Source organism: Bradyrhizobium sp. (assembly GCF_004799405.1).
In the GTDB taxonomy this organism is placed as follows: domain Bacteria; phylum Pseudomonadota; class Alphaproteobacteria; order Rhizobiales; family Xanthobacteraceae; genus Bradyrhizobium.
Map to the genome: position 1 here is coordinate 1 of NZ_SSMW01000105.1, position 14,495 is coordinate 14,495.

General features: G+C 61.6%; 13 protein-coding genes. 4 read left to right on the forward strand and 9 right to left on the reverse strand.

What is annotated here, in order from left to right; translation table 11 throughout:
- The 3 genes from E7813_RS16450 to E7813_RS16460 all read right to left on the reverse strand — a co-directional run.
- The coding region (locus E7813_RS16450; protein WP_291575597.1) for a hypothetical protein at positions 1-1,939 on the reverse strand (1,939 nt) is incomplete at its 3' end.
- 257 nt (positions 1,940-2,196) lie between these two features.
- Positions 2,197-2,925: a hypothetical protein gene (locus E7813_RS16455; protein WP_291575599.1), complete on the reverse strand. Its 729-nt coding sequence runs from the start codon at positions 2,923-2,925 to the stop codon at positions 2,197-2,199.
- A 15-nt stretch (positions 2,926-2,940) separates the two neighbouring features.
- Positions 2,941-3,831: an NAD(P)/FAD-dependent oxidoreductase gene (locus tag E7813_RS16460; protein WP_291575601.1), complete on the reverse strand. Its 891-nt coding sequence runs from the start codon at positions 3,829-3,831 to the stop codon at positions 2,941-2,943.
- Positions 3,832-4,350: 519 nt separating this feature from the next.
- Between E7813_RS16460 and E7813_RS16465 the strand changes: the two genes are divergently transcribed.
- On the forward strand, positions 4,351-5,145 hold the full coding sequence (locus E7813_RS16465) for an SDR family oxidoreductase (protein WP_291575602.1): 795 nt from the start codon (positions 4,351-4,353) through the stop codon (positions 5,143-5,145).
- Positions 5,146-5,562: 417 nt separating this feature from the next.
- Here E7813_RS16465 and E7813_RS16470 read toward each other — a convergent pair whose 3' ends face one another.
- Complete coding sequence (locus tag E7813_RS16470; protein WP_291575603.1) at positions 5,563-7,116, reverse strand: AMP-binding protein; 1,554 nt, start codon at positions 7,114-7,116, stop codon at positions 5,563-5,565.
- A gap of 127 nt (positions 7,117-7,243) precedes the next feature.
- Between E7813_RS16470 and E7813_RS16475 the strand changes: the two genes are divergently transcribed.
- Positions 7,244-8,224: a nitronate monooxygenase gene (locus tag E7813_RS16475; RefSeq protein WP_291575613.1), complete on the forward strand. Its 981-nt coding sequence runs from the start codon at positions 7,244-7,246 to the stop codon at positions 8,222-8,224.
- 492 nt (positions 8,225-8,716) lie between these two features.
- On the opposite strand, the gene E7813_RS26185 is transcribed toward E7813_RS16475, so the two are convergent.
- The 4 genes from E7813_RS26185 to E7813_RS16490 all read right to left on the reverse strand — a co-directional run bounded on the left by E7813_RS26185 (position 8,717) and on the right by E7813_RS16490 (position 11,413).
- Positions 8,717-9,013, reverse strand: coding sequence for a Kazal-type serine protease inhibitor (locus E7813_RS26185; protein ID WP_363331183.1), 297 nt, complete (start codon positions 9,011-9,013; stop codon positions 8,717-8,719).
- A 105-nt stretch (positions 9,014-9,118) separates the two neighbouring features.
- A complete protein-coding gene (locus E7813_RS16480) occupies positions 9,119-9,271 on the reverse strand; it encodes a hypothetical protein (RefSeq protein ID WP_291575604.1) in 153 nt (50 codons plus the stop codon).
- A gap of 130 nt (positions 9,272-9,401) precedes the next feature.
- Positions 9,402-10,406 carry a hypothetical protein gene (locus tag E7813_RS16485; RefSeq protein WP_291575605.1) on the reverse strand — a complete coding sequence of 335 codons (1,005 nt, stop codon included), beginning with the start codon at positions 10,404-10,406 and terminating at the stop codon, positions 9,402-9,404.
- 23 nt (positions 10,407-10,429) lie between these two features.
- A complete protein-coding gene (locus tag E7813_RS16490; RefSeq protein ID WP_291575606.1) occupies positions 10,430-11,413 on the reverse strand; it encodes a sigma-70 family RNA polymerase sigma factor in 984 nt (327 codons plus the stop codon).
- 276 nt (positions 11,414-11,689) lie between these two features.
- Between E7813_RS16490 and E7813_RS16495 the strand changes: the two genes are divergently transcribed.
- Both E7813_RS16495 and E7813_RS16500 read left to right on the forward strand, forming a co-directional pair.
- The gene (locus tag E7813_RS16495; RefSeq protein WP_291575607.1) at positions 11,690-12,739 is read left to right on the forward strand and encodes a DUF6569 family protein; all 1,050 of its coding nucleotides are present in this window, start codon (positions 11,690-11,692) and stop codon (positions 12,737-12,739) included.
- A 31-nt stretch (positions 12,740-12,770) separates the two neighbouring features.
- On the forward strand, positions 12,771-13,289 hold the full coding sequence (locus E7813_RS16500; RefSeq protein ID WP_291575609.1) for a hypothetical protein: 519 nt from the start codon (positions 12,771-12,773) through the stop codon (positions 13,287-13,289).
- A gap of 286 nt (positions 13,290-13,575) precedes the next feature.
- Here E7813_RS16500 and E7813_RS16505 read toward each other — a convergent pair.
- Positions 13,576-14,495, reverse strand: a 920-nt coding sequence (locus E7813_RS16505) for an SPASM domain-containing protein (protein ID WP_291575611.1), incomplete at its 5' end; no start/stop codon positions are given.

Below are 14,495 nucleotides of genomic sequence, written 5' to 3' on the forward strand. Positions count from 1 at the left end.
TGCGCGGGTCGCGGCGCGCGTCGAGGATCACCAGGCCCTTGTTGCTCGGATGCCGCAGCAGCAGCTCCTCTATCTCCTCTTCCTTGAACTGCAGCGTGATCGCAGCACCAGGCGCGAGCGGCGGGATGGTGACGAAGCCGCCGTGCGCAACATGGATGAGTTCCTCCTCGCCGTGCCAGACGCTGCCGAACGCCAGGCGCTGCTCGATCACCATCGCGACAATACGCCGGCCGGTCGGGTTCGAGATCGTGACTGTGCGGCCGCCGTCGCGGATGTCGAGCTTCAGGTTCTCGTAGTCGGCCATGCGCTGGTAGAGCTCGGCCTGCGTCGCAATCCAGTAGTGCTTGCGCTCGGCGAGGTTGATGCAGTAGCGCACATAGTCGAACGTGCCGCGGCCCTCGTTGACCGACGGATCGCGCGCCAGCTCGGGATGGTACTGGAAGCTGTAGACGCCGTTCTCCAGCCGGTCGTCGACGCCGTGCCGCCTGGAGCCGTGACCGCCGAACACCGTCTCCACCAATTCGTAGTTGGTGTCGTATTCGTGCGTGCGGTCCCAGCCGCGCAACGGCTTCCATTCCTTGTCGGTCGTGATGACGGGATGGAACGGAAACCAGACACCCGGCGTCGCGATCGTGCGCCGCACGTCTGTGATGTAGGTGAGATGCTTGTCGCCATCGCCGGTATAAGCGACGACGTCGGGATTACGTACGCCGTATTCGATCATGTGATAAAAGCAGAAGGTGCACATGCCCAGGACCTGGGTGTCGTGCGCGTAAAGATAGTCCATCGCATCGAGCGTCTCGGGATGCATGTGGCCGCCCGAATGCCGGCCGCAGGTGCAGATGGTGATTCCAAGCGTCTTCTTGGCGCTGGAGACGAGGTCGAACAGTCCCTTGCCGAAGATCGCCGTCGGCGGATTGCCGATCGAGCTGTCGTTGTGCAGCGCCGGTTCGATGAAGCTGTGCTGCGTGGTGCGTGCGACCCAGTCGCGCGCCATCGAATAGTCGATGTTGGTCGAGAAGGACGGGTCCTCGATGTCGTAGCTGGCGGGAATCAGGTTCTGGATCTGGTAGTCGAGGAAGTTGTAGTCCCGCATGCCGTGGACGTCGTGGCGGAACGACAGCACGCCGTCATAGGCACCAAACGAGCGCAGCCGCGTCTGCCACAAGCCGTCCAGCCCGAGATCGAGCATCAGCCGCCGCAAGAAGAAGAGCAACGTGTCACCCCAATGCACCGCGTTGGTGAAATGCCGGACGGGCTCGACATTGAGGTGGGCCTGCATCATTCCGCCGATCAACTCGAAGACCTGGTTGGCGACGAAGACCGTCCTGTCGGTGACGACGATGCCCGGTCCGAGTTCTGCCACGGTAGCCGTCGAAGCGTTTTCCAGATCGCCGGTCAGCTCGACGAGGTTGGCGAGCACACGGCTGCCGGCGGTCGGTTCCACCTTCTGCACTGTGAAGTTACGGAAGCTGCTGACATAGAGCTTTTCCCAATCGTCGTTGGCGAAAGGCGAGCCGGGCAGCCAGCGCCAGCCCGTGAAGCCCTTGACCGCGGCGGGGGAGTACGATTTGAGGCCCAGCAGATGTGGCGGCAGGTTGGTCTTGCCGGTCACGATCAGACGGCGGTCCTCCCCCGCGAGCCAGCGCTCGATGCGTGCGATGGTCTGTGCCCTCAGATGACCGGCATTAGGGATCAGCAGCGCACGTAGTGCCGCCAGCTTCTCCTCCGTTAGTGCGGCCTCCTCGACCAACTGGTGCTTGAGATTGCAGCGGGAAAGCAGCAGGCGCGCGGCGTTGGGCGCGAGATAGGCGTATTCGTTCTTGAGCCAAGTGCGCGGCATGTCCCAGGCATCGGTGAAAGTATAAGTTTCCTTGCGTGCGTGTGCCTCGATGGCATAGGCAGCACGGCTCCTCTCGCTGAACAAAACGGCGATCATCGGATCGGACCTCGTCGGGCGCTAAATGATTGGCGCGTGGTTCTCACGGCTTGTCGGCACGAAATTCACAGACGGCGATCGACCGGTAAAAACCGCACTTCGGCACTTTATTCACTACCATTCGTGCTGTCTACAAAGGAGGCGAGTGCCCTGTGACCGCAATCGTCGGTGCAAGAAGGTCCGCTGCTGTGTGAGAACGCGGCTGTGGCGGCGCCGTGGAAGGTCGGCGCAGGGGTTCGACGCAAACAAATAACTACCTATGCTAACGCAAGCTCGTTATAGCGCTTCGCCGCCACCTCGTCGCATCGCGCCCTATAGGCCGGCGCGCTGCCGCTGTAGCGGGCGATGATGCGGGTCTGCTTGCCTTCGACGTTGGAGTTGATCCCGGTCATCCATGAGTTGACTTCGTTGGACAACAGCCCGACGCCTAGCGCCTTGACGTGATCGGTCCATGACTCCACACCGGCCGCGGTCGCTTCCAGCCGGGTCAGATGGTTGTCCCGCGCAAAGCGCACGAGTCCGGTGACCCAATCGACGCTGTATTCGATGCTGCGCGGAATATTTCCGAGCGCGGTGTGGGGACCCATCAGCATCATCATATTGGGGAATTCGTGGACCATAATGCCGAGATAGGTTTGCGGCCCGTTCCTCCATTTGTCCTTCAACTCTGCGCCGCCGGCGCCGCGGAAATCGATCTTGTCGAAACTGCCGGTGATGGCATCGAACCCGGTGGCATAGATGATGATGTCGAATTGATATTCTTTCGCGCTGGTCTTGATGCCCTCGGGCGTGATCCGCTCGATCGGCGTCTCCGTGATATCCACCAGCTCGACATTGTCCCGGTTGTAGACCTCATAATAGTACGTCTCGAGCGGCAGCCGCCTTGTGCCAAAGCCGTGATTCTTCGGAATCAGTTTTTTCCGCCACCTTGGCGTTCTTGACCCGCTGGCGGATTTTTCGGGCGACGAAATCGCTGATTGTCGCATTCGCCTTGCGGTCGATCAGGATATCGCGGAAATTGCCCTGCCAGATGCCGAAGCCACGCTCGCCGTAGAGTTTTTCGTAGAATGCCTCGCGCTCTTCGTCGGAGCCTCGAACGCGCCGCGCGGGTCCGGCGTGTGCAGGAAGCAGGCAAAGGTCTCCTGGCAGCGGGCGAACATCTCGGGATAGCCGGCCTTGATCCTTTTCTGGGTCTCGGCATCGATCTTACCGTTGTGCAGCGGCGCGCACCAATTCGGCGTGCGCTGGAACACCGTGAGATGCCCGACTGAGCTTGCGATAGTCTGGATGGTCTGCACGCCGGTAGCGCCGGTGCCGATCACGGCGACGCGCTTGCCGGCGAAATCGACCGGCTCAGGTGGCCAGCGCGCGGTGTGGAAGGACTCGCCGCAAAAACTGTCGCGCCCCTCGATGCGGGGCAGCGTCGGTGTGGACAGCGGGCCGATCGCGGTGACCAGGAAGCGGGTGCGGAAGCGGCTGCCATCCTCCAGCGCGATGTCCCAGCTCGGTGTATTCTCGTCGTAACGTGCCGCCGTAACCCGGCTCCTGAACTGGATATCGCGACGCAGGTCGAATTTGTCGGCGACATAGTTGAGATAGCGCAGCGTTTCCGGCTGGCCGGCGAAATGCTCCGACCAATCCCATTCCTCCAGCAATTCCTTCGAAAACGAGTAACCGTAGGAATAACTTTCCGAGTCGAAACGCGCGCCGGGATAGCGGTTCCAGTACCAGGTGCCGCCGATATTGGTGCCGGCTTCGAGCACGCGCACCTTCAGTCCCAATTCGCGCAAACGATAGAGTTGGTAGAGGCCCGACATGCCAGCACCGATGATAATGGCGTCGTAATCCAGAGCCGCGATCCCTTCGGGTGGGTGGGCTTGCGAGGTAGTCATGACCTGTTACTCCTCGAGATCTTATATTCCAGTTCTCACGTGACACGAAGACGAACGTCAGCGAGATTTAGAGTGTGTCGGAAGCATCTTCTGGAATCAATCGATCGACTGAAGCATGGAGTTCTTCAAACCGAGACTTCGTCAGCGAGCAGAAAATCAAGCAGCTAACCCTGAAGGGCGTTGTACATACCCGTTTCCGTCGAAGCACGTCATGATCAAACTAATACGACTGGAATTCAATCCAATAATCGCTTTTCCGAAAAATGGAATCCAATTCCAAATTCCCTTGACGGGATGCCTGGCGTTGGCGCAGGACAACGACAGTTGGAGAAGGTGAGGAACCGAGCTATGGAAGCCGCGGCGAGGACACAGCCGGTGTCGGCCCGAAAGGTTTGCTGGAGCGCACGCGTCCTGAAACTCGTGCCTAACCCTGCACGGGTCCAGGAGACGATAAAACAAACCAATTGAAATCGACCGCGACCCTCCTTTGTTGCGGATCATGAACAATGGGGAAACAATATGGCGTGGCTCGATCTCACCGATAAAGTGGCTGTGGTAACCGGCGGAGGATCGGGCATCGGGCAGGGCATCGCGATTGGTCTGGCCGATGCCGGTGCGATGGTGGCGGTCCTGGATCGCGATGAAGGCTCGTTGCATACGGTGGACGACATTACGTCGCGCGGCGGCCAAGCCCGGTTTGTTCGATGCGACGTGACGGACGACCACAGCGTTGCAGCGGCCGCGGGTGAGTCGCTCAAGGCGCTCGGGCCGGCTTCGATTCTAGTCAACAACGCTGGGGCCTTACGGGCGGGAAGTCTCGACACGCTGTCAATGAGCGACTGGCAAGCGAACCTCGCGCTGAACCTGACCGGCTATTTCAGCTGCGCCCAGGCTTTCGGCGCGCAAATGCTGAAAAAGGGAACCGGTGCAATTGTCCACATCGCTTCGGTTTCCGCGCACTTTCCGCAGAACCACAGCGGAGCCTATAGCCCGGGCAAGGCGGCCGTCGCCATGCTGTCCCAGCAACTAGCGACGGAGTGGGGTCCGCGTGGCGTTCGCAGCAATGTCGTCTGTCCGGGGTTGATCCGCACCCCGATGACGCAGGCTATCTATGACACCCCGGGTGTCCTCGAGGCGCGCCGCGCCATGGTGCCACGCGGACGGATCGGCGAGCCGAAAGACATCGCGAATGCCGTCGTATTTCTGGCCAGCGATCGTGCCGATTACATCACCGGCGCCGAGATCGTCGTCGATGGCGGATTTACACGGGGCATCATGAACCTGATCCCGCGGCCGGGTTACGACGCCAAATAACGCCCGGTCCGCAAACAGCCCTGCTACGCCGTTCCATCCGTTTAGCAAGGATTGAAAAGTGCCGTCTCTGAAGCTGTCATGGGCGATCTAGCCACGTTCGACGGGTTGACGACCGACACCGTCGGTCGGGTTCTCGGTATTGGCGCAATGCGGCCGTTGAGGCTAATAATGGAGACAGTCGGCTAATTGATAAGGTTTGGTCGCAAATGGAGTCAGTTCGCGACTGATAAGGTTTCACGCGAAACCTTATCAGTTATCGAATGGCCGCTGTTGGCGCGAAGCGGCCATTCGCATCCCCAGAAAGAGGTCGGATCGAGTCAGCGATCCGGGGTGAGGGGGATTCGGACTTTGATCCGGTTGTTTTGGCTGGGCCATTCAAAGCCTCGTAATCGAGAAGCGACAAGATGGCGAATGCCATTATCCAACCATTCGATCGCGTCCGACCCAGAAACCGGCCTTCAGCACCTTCTTGTCTACCTTGCCGACGCCCGTCATTGGGAGCTCGGTCACGAACTTGACGTGCTTGGGTGCATGCGCTGAACCCTTGTACTTCTTCACTAGGTCGATCAATTCTTCCGCGTTCGGATGGGTACCGTTGCGCGCCACGATGACAGCGGTGACGGCCTCGCCCCATTTTTCGTCGGGTATGCCGACAACGGCGACCATCGCTACATCGGGATGCTGAGACAGCACATCCTCGACCTCGCGTGGGAAGATATTAAAGCCGCCGCTGACGATCATGTCCTTCTTGCGGTCGAGAATGAACATGTAGCCGCGCTCATCTGCCCGCGCTATGTCACCTGTATGCAGCCAGCCGTTCTTCAGGGTTTCCGCTGTTTGCTCCGGCCGCTTCCAGTACTTGGCCATGACATGCGGCGCGCGCACACAGATCTCGCCGGCCTCCCCGGTCGCAACCTCCCGGTCGTTGTCGTCGAGAATCCTGACTTCGCAGGCTGTGATCGGAAAACCGCAGGACAGGAACAGCTCCGGCGTTTTCGGGTCATGGTCCGCCTTGCGCAGCACCGAGACCGGATAGCACTCGGTCTGGCCGTAAAGCTGCGAGAACACCGGACCGATCCGCTCAATGCCCTCGACCAGCCGGCTCGGCGACATCGCGGAGGCGCCGTAAAGCAGGAGTTCGAGCGACGAGAGGTCGGTCTTGTCGAGCGCGGGACTGTCGAGCAGCACGTAGATCATGGTCGGCACAAATAGCGTGAAGTTGATGCGCTCGCGCTCGATGGTCCTGAATACTGCTTCAGGGTCGAAGCCCTTCAGCATGTGTACAGTGCCGCCGCGCATCAGCGCCGGCAACACCTTGGTGCCGGCGACGTGGCTGATCGGCGCTACGGTGAGATAGCGGGGGTTGTCGGGAATTTCGAAGTCGGACAGGATGGCATTGGCGAAGCCGCCATATTCGCGATGATAGCGCAGCGCACCCTTGGATTTTCCTGTGGTGCCGCCGGTGTAATTGAGCGTAGCGATATCGTCGGGGCCGGCCAGGTCTTTGGCGGTCGCGCTGCCGGCAATTTCCGCCGCCACCAGGAGATCGACGCCATACTCGGCGTGGCCAAGGGTGAAGACGTGGCTCAATCCCTTGGCGCGGGCCGTCAATTCGCCGCCGCGCGCCAGGAAGGTGCCGACATCAATGACGAGGATCTGCGCCTCGGAATCCTCGATCTGAAAGAGCTGATCGTCGAGCGAGCCTAACGGATGCAGCCAGGTGATCGCAAGCCTCGACAATTGGCCGGCGCACCAGGTGTCGGCGCGGTTGGCGGTGAGGAACGCCAACCGCGCGCCCGGCTTCAAGCCCAGTTGCATAAACACGCTCTGCATGCGACCGATCAGTTCGCTAGCGCCAGCATAGGTGATCGATCCGGCCGGCCAGCTAAACGCGACCCGGGAGGGATAACGCGCCAGCGCCCGCAGCGTTTGCCCGCAGACGGTCGGAAAGGCGTAGAGCGGATTGGACATGTTTCCTCCAATCGGTCTTGTGTTTGCTTTGTCTTTGGTTTTGTTTGGGCCTTCGATCGTGCCAATGTTATCCAACGCTAGCACAATGAATTCAGACCGTGGAACGGCAAAGCCATTGGAATCAGAGATCCATACGTTGAAATCCGTTGACCCACTCGCGCGCTTCCGCGACCGCCTCAGCCTGCCGCTGATTGCAGCGCCGATGTTCATGGTCTCTGGCGTGGACCTCGTGGTGGCCACCTGCCGCAATGGCGTGATCGGGTCGTTTCCGACGGTGAATTGCCGCAACGCCGAACAGCTCGATGCCTGGCTTAGCGACATCGAAGACCGGTTGCGCCGTCATTCCGACCAAAGTGGAAACCGATCGGCGCCGTTCTGCCCGAACCTGATCGTGCATCGCTCCAACGCGCGGCTTGCGCAGGATCTGGAGGTACTGTTGCGCCACAAGCCCGAGCTCGTCATCACTAGCGTGGGGTCACCGGCGCCGGTGCTTGGAGCCCTGCATGATATCGGAGCGCTGGTGTTCGCCGATGTCGCCAGCATCCGCCACGCCAAGCGCGCGGTGAAAGCCGGCGCGGACGGGCTGGTGCTGCTAACCGCCGGCGCCGGCGGTCAGACCGGTTGGCTCAACCCGTTCGTGTTCGTCCGTGCGGTGCGGGCTTTCTTCGACGGACCGGTAGTGCTGGCCGGCGGGATCGGCGACGGCCAAGCGCTGCGCGCGGCCGAGGTGCTCGGCTGCGATCTCGCCTATATGGGCACCAAGTTCATCGCCACCCGCGAGAGCCTGGCTGATGTCAAATACAAGGACATGCTGGTCGCGTGCAGCGCCGATGACATTCTTCTGACCACGGCCTTTACCGGCCTGCAAACCAATATGTTGCGGCCTTCTATTACCGCAGCAGGCCTCGATCCCGACGACCTGCCGCAACGCGGTGCGATCGACATCGGCAAGGATATTGACATCGGCGCACGTGAGGCGCGGCCCGTGCGTTGGCGCGATATCTGGAGCGCTGGGCATTCTACGTCCGCGGTGACTGACGTGCCATCCGTCGATGACCTCGTCACGCGTACCATCGCAGAGTACTACGCAACCGGGCGCCATAATTAGATATGCTCCGGTCGAACTGAGTTGGAACGCAACCCAGATTCAAACCGCTGGCTTCCTCGGGCAAGCTGTTGCGGATCGAAGGACTCCCAGCCCGTTTCCAACTCGCCCTTCCAAATGCCCTGTCCCCATTGGGGATGGCGTAGCCGAGTTCATCTGGAACTTGAGGATTGGTTCGGGGGCGATCGTGCGCGTCTTGCCGTCGTGATCAATCAGGTCGATCTCGAAGCCAGACGATAGAGGCATGGCAGGAGAAGCCGTTGCGTAAGCCAGAAGCCCCGATCGCCGCAGGAGAGAGTAGCTCCTGGGCTCAGGAAAAGCTCGCAGATAGCGAGGTATGCGGAAGGAAACCATGCGCAATGGCCAAGAACCGGTCGCTGGACAAAGATGCGCCAGTCTCTCGCCCGGTTCAGCGGGCCGGAAGCATAAGTCTAAACGCGATACTCGGCGAACTTCATCATCAATACGTTCGGATTTAGGTTTTCGGTGCACACACTATCGCGGACCGGGTGGGAGCACCGAGCCGGTGCACGAGCCTTGCGCTATCACGTCAGCTCCTTCGGCGCGAGCGTAGCATTGGTTCGAATAGGTTTTGAGGACGCCATTGATGCGTCCACACACCGGCTCATATTGCTCGGTGCAGACGGTCGGACGGCGCGTGCTGAAATCCTTCGGCTCAAGCTGTGCCGTCACTGTCGCGGCGGCCGAAAATGCTTGTGGGGCTGGAGCCGCCGACAGCGGAGATGACAGGGGGACAAGTACGGCCGGTATGACGGCGCGCGCGATAATCATGGCGAACACTCCAAATAAAATACCCGATTTTCGCTTGGTTGCTGAGTGAAAGAGGTCTCGGCGATGGTCTTGGGGCAATCCTATCGCTGCGCCCGTTCGTTACCGTCACGGGGCCGGGCGTTTTCCGACGAACTTCTCCACCTTGTCCCTCGGATCACCCGGACCGTTGTATTGATCGGCAGACTGCGCCAGCGCGACGGAAATGGTGAGTCCGAATATTGCGGCGGCGAGAATTAAAATGGTTGATTTAGAAGTCATGATCTTTTCCTCGAATTGGTTGTTTGCGACCCACAATTCGGTCGTTTCAACCCGACAATGACTTTGACGGACGCGGTCGAACTTTTGCGCAAAGTTTTTCCCAGAAAATCGCGGCCCTTAAAACAAAGCCCTATTTCATCCCGGCGGGCGCGGCCGGCCGCGCGGCAGCTGGAGCGGACAGCGTTGCGGCGGGGCGACTACCGAACATCGGTCCAGACCGGTCGGCCCGGACAGGTCCCTGCCCCGGCTCGGGGTCTGCCTGCGTAGCACCTACCTTACTACTGGCGCGCGCGCTGGCAGCCTGTCGCGCCGCCTCGGCTTGCTGGCGCGCGGCAATCGCTTCGTTCTCGTCGGCAGGACGGTCGGCGAACTGATGGCCCCGCGTGGGGGCGCAATCCGTCCCGGCAGATTTGTTCGCCTTAGGTACTCCTGCCGGTGGGCTGATTTCCGCGTTCGGGGCTTCGCTGGCCTGATCGCGCGGCTCGCAGGGTTGCGTCGTTGCTATCGACGGCCTCGGCGGTGCAGGAACATCGGCAACGGAGCGCGACTCGCTAGTGGTCTTCGCCATCGGTACTGCTGAGCCGCCGACGGTTGGATCGGTCTGTAGCCAGAAGGCTGACCAAGACGCCACGCCCGCAACCAGCACCACCGCGCACGCCGCCGCCATCCGCCAGGGCCGCACCGACCAGGAGCCGCCGGCGATCCGCGGCCAGAGCGCCGAAATCCCCGCGCCTTCCTGTAGCGCCAAACCCGTCCGGGCCGTTCGGTCACCGGCAATCATTTCCTCGACCAGATGAGGGGGCGCGGTCTGCGACGATTGCTCGATGGCGTCGACGAAGGCGAGCGCCGATTCCGCATCCAGGCGGGCCGTGGCTGAACGGAGCGTTGCTTCGGCGACTGTCCGGTGGGCCGCTTCCGCATCCGAACCTGACAGCAGTGTCGCAAGCGCCGCCGTATAGCGGTCGACATCCCCAATAGTGCCTGGCCCGCGGCGGCCTGACGCATCGGCCTGCGACAGAGCCTTCGCGGCCTCGCGGCAAAACGCCTGCAGTTCCACAGGGGGCTCGACTTGATGATCCTCCAGCGGGCGCTCGCACAGCGCCTCAATCAGGGCGATAATTTCGCTCTTTTCCAAAGTCCGACACTCCTTACCATCCGTTAGACGGACAGCTTCCATTTTTTGACCGCGTCCGCGCCGCCGATTTCTTCGCGCAGTTGCTTTTTTACCTTTTGAGCGACCTTATGCACGTTCTCGACCGGGAGGCCGATCAGACGGGCAATCTCCCGTGCCGGCTGACCGCTCAACGCAAATTGTAGATATAGGCGCTCGGTGGGGTCGAGCCGAGGGAGTGCCTGTTGTAAGGCCGCCAGCGCCTGCTCCAACAAGCCAGCCGACTGCCCCTCGAGTAGCTTGTCCTCCGGCGTCGGCACCGCAAAGTCCTCAGCGCCGCCGGCAAGCACGCCCTCGTCCGCCGCGGAAATGTCGATCGTCTGGCCCACGCCGTGCCCCTCTGCATAGTAACCGGGCGGAAGCGCAGCTCGCACGCGGGCTAAGGCCTCTGCGACGTCGGTAACGGTGAATGGCGCCTCGGCGCGTGGCAAGCGGGCGAGCAGGGCGGGCGGGTCGGACGAGAGCCGCTCCCAGTAAAGCAGGCGAAAGACCGATTGATCGAGCGTCGATAGCCGCTGGACCGCAGCGGGAAGACGCCGGCGCGGCAAGATGGTTCGTACGTAATCGATGACCAGGTTCTCGATGACGTGCAGGATGAAGCCCGACGGGCTGCCACGGCCCGAGTAGGCGCGCAGGCGCTGCAAATCATTCTTTAGCAGCGCCTCGCAGACGGACTGGTAAGCGTCCTCGCGGTTTTGCTGGTGGTCTTTGCCAGGTAGATTACGCAAGATGATGCGCCGCATGTCGTCGGAAAAGAACGCCTCAAAGGCTCGCCATCCGGCGTCGGTGTTGAGCGCCAGAAGCTTGACAACCCGTTCGGACAACAGGTCGCGCACGACGAGCGCGGTATAGACGCGGACCCGCGCCCGCCCATCAAAGCCCTTCAGTCGCGCGAAACCCTCGGCGCGAAGTGCCGCCATGACGTCGCGAAACGCCGCTTCCGTCTCGGCCCGGCCTTGGGTGACGCGCAAGCAAGCGGTCCACACAAGGTCGGCGAAAGCACGCGTAAGCGTGGCCGCCGCCCCGGCGTCTCCCCGAAGTGCGGCCCCAAGAAGCTCTCGTTCTGGATCGGCGTGTGTGGTCACAGATCCCCCGTCTGGCCCGGTGACCCCAATGACGGGCAAACGTGGCAAGATTTCAAGCCCCCTGCCTGTTTTGGCGAGTTCGGCAAAAAAACCTTGCCTGGCCGTCTAACGCTTCAGCGACCCGCCAACGGCTCGCCTGACCCAACGACGAAGGAGCCTCCAATGCCCCGCAAATGGAAGATTCTGGCGATTCTACTCTCACTATGCTTGCCGCAATGTGGTGGAGCCCACGCCGAGACAGACAATCCGGATGGCTACCGCCTTTCCGATCCAGTAATCCACGGCAACCTCGCGATCTACTTTGTATATGGTAAGTCCCGCGGCGGACCTGTTCCGCTCACCTTGCAGGAGGCTCTGGCCAGGAAGGTCATCACGGTGCGCGAGATAGGCCAAGTTAACGAGCTTCAGGTCGAGAACATCGGCGAGGACGAAATCTTCATCCAGTCAGGTGATATTGTGAAGGGCGGACAGCAGGATCGCGTGCTCAGCGTCAGCATGCTGCTACCGCCTCATTCGGGCGCGATACCTATCGACTCGTTTTGCGTCGAAAGTGGCCGCTGGTCAGCGCGGGGCGCCGAAGATGCGCGAACGTTCTCAAGCGCGACCGCAGCGCTGCCGTCCCGCATGGCCAAGCTGGCGATCGCCGGCGCGTTGGCAAAGCGGCCAGATGGCGGCGACGCTTCGGTTGGCGCGCGCCAACAGGAGATCTGGAAGAGCGTCGCACAGATCCAAGAGAAGCTGTCCGCAAATCTCGGCTCACCGGTCGTCGCACCGCGATCGCGGACCAGCCTTCAGCTAACGCTCGAGGACGGCCATCTCGCCGGCGAGCAGGCTGAATATATCGCGACCCTGCAGCCAAAGGGTGAGCAGAGTGATGATATCGTCGGTTACGTGTTCGCGGTGAATGGCACGATAAATAGCGCCAACGTCTATCCATCCAACGGATTGTTCCGGAAAATGTGGCCGAAACTATTGCGCGCCAGCGTCACCGAGGCGATCGGCGAGCGTACCGCCGACAACGCCCCGGCGCCGCCGACCGCAGCGGTGTCCGGCTTCATCGGTGCCGCAGACAGTGGGCGCGCGGTCGAGGCCAAGGCCGGCGAGCGAGCGAACGTACGCATGCGCGAGAGCAACAGGGCGATGGTCCTGGAAGCCCGGCCTGCCAACGCTCCTGCCACAAGCTGGGTGTATCGTAGCTACCTCGCCAAGTGATGTGTGCGGATCCATGACCAGCAGGCGGCCCATGAAGAAGATCAGACCAGCGTTTTTGCTTGCTCTCTGTCTCGCGGCTTCGGCTGTCGCGGCAGCGGACCAGTTCACTGCCGACAAGCCCAGTCCGCTGAAGCTCGCACCGCCGGCCCGTGGCGAAGAAACGGTCGTGCGCTTCAGCGGCACAGTCCGTATCGCGGGACGATTTCTGGCCGGCTGGGAGGGTTTCGACCGGAAACCGCGCCACCTAAGGGTTACATTCTGGCCCGACGCCACTACAGCGAGGCTGCTTCCGCACGCAGCCGGCGCCGTCAAGGAGCTGGTGCTGACCAATAACGAGCAAGCGGTCACGATGTTGCTCGACCCGGAAGCTGCCCGAAAACTTCTAGCGAAGACGCTCCTCTCCGCAGAAGGCGACGCGACAGTGACGATCGGCGACTATCAAGCCGTCGTCGAATGTGACCATCGCTGGTACACGGCGCGTCTCGTCTCGGTCACGGCGAGCCGAGACATTGCGGTGGCTGCTGGCGAGAGCCAGCGCTCGGGCTGCTGACAATCCGGTCGGGCAAACGGGCGGCGTGACCGTCCCGCTCGCTTGGCGTCAGTTCTTGTCGGCAACGCGCTCTCGGGCCTGCGGTTTCGGTTCCATCCGCCGGCGCTACAAAGCTATAGCCGTGCCACTTGCCCTACGGCCAACACTCGCTTGATCCGCTCCCGGCCGCGGCCTATGCAGAGGGGCGCATTTCGAAACAGTTGACCAGGAGCAATTCGTCGTTGCCTCATTCCAGAGCGATTAGATCGTTGGCTACCTGGAGCATCGAAATCGGGTCCACGGCGATTCAGCAGACACGGGCCGGCTCGGGCAAAGATGGACAGCCCTCGCGGGTATCACTGGGCGTACCGGTCTTCGCCTCGTCCGCGATGTCCCAAAGCAGCTCCGTCAGGATCGCCTTGGTGAAATCGCAATTGAGTTTCCGGCCGTACTCCAGCGCCCCGGCATTCTTCTCGGCGGCGTCGAATTGCACTTGGTTGAGGACCGGGCAGCCGCCGCCGCAGGCATAGCGCCAGGGGCACGCACGGCAGCCTTCCACGTTATCGACGTGCAAGGCGGCCGTTGCCGCGTCCATCGATCGGGAGTCCCACTCGGCCCCCAACGCGCCGAACCGGTACTTCTCCTGGCCGACGAGATAGATGCAGAAGTAGACGTCGCCGTTCGTTCGAACGACCGGGGTCGTGCCGGAAGGCGCCGCACAGGCAGTAATTTGATGGGCGCCCGGACGCAGTTTCAACAGATACTCGTTGAACGGGAACAACGCTCGCTTGTCCCACAACCCGCTGCGATAGACCTCCGCCAACCGGCCCGCGAGCTGGTCGGGGTCGGGCAGGAGGCCGCGCGGCAGGAATTGTCGATCAGAATTGACCGGAGACACCGGCACGAACGCCGAGGTGTTGGCTCCGAGCTCCTTATGATGGGCGGCGATATCGAAGATGCGATCCTCATTGATCGAGGTGACAGTCGCACGCAACGCGACCGGTACTCCGGCGTCGACCAGCCGGGCGATGGTGGCCGCCGTCCGCGCATGCGACGGCCTACCTTTAAGATAGGGCCGACAGCGATTGTGGATCTCCGGCGGCCCGTCGATATCACACATCACCGTGAACCTGTGTCGCAGCAGCAGGTCGGTCAGGCCCGGAGGACACATCGTTAGGTTGCTGGTAAGGTGGTAGGCGATGTGCCTGTCCTGGTATCTCAACTTGA

Bases quoted from the DNA above. Each gene is read 5' to 3' on its own strand.
- E7813_RS16455 (WP_291575599.1), bottom strand. From the start codon at position 2,925: ATGCGACAATCAGCGATTTCGTCGCCCGAAAAATCCGCCAGCGGGTCA.
- E7813_RS16460 (WP_291575601.1), bottom strand. From the start codon at position 3,831: ATGACTACCTCGCAAGCCCACCCACCCGAAGGGATCGCGGCTCTGGAT.
- E7813_RS16465 (WP_291575602.1), top strand. From the start codon at position 4,351: ATGGCGTGGCTCGATCTCACCGATAAAGTGGCTGTGGTAACCGGCGGA.
- E7813_RS16470 (WP_291575603.1), bottom strand. From the start codon at position 7,116: ATGTCCAATCCGCTCTACGCCTTTCCGACCGTCTGCGGGCAAACGCTG.
- E7813_RS26185 (WP_363331183.1), bottom strand. From the start codon at position 9,013: ATGATTATCGCGCGCGCCGTCATACCGGCCGTACTTGTCCCCCTGTCA.
- E7813_RS16480 (WP_291575604.1), bottom strand. From the start codon at position 9,271: ATGACTTCTAAATCAACCATTTTAATTCTCGCCGCCGCAATATTCGGA.
- E7813_RS16495 (WP_291575607.1), top strand. From the start codon at position 11,690: ATGCCCCGCAAATGGAAGATTCTGGCGATTCTACTCTCACTATGCTTG.
- E7813_RS16500 (WP_291575609.1), top strand. From the start codon at position 12,771: ATGAAGAAGATCAGACCAGCGTTTTTGCTTGCTCTCTGTCTCGCGGCT.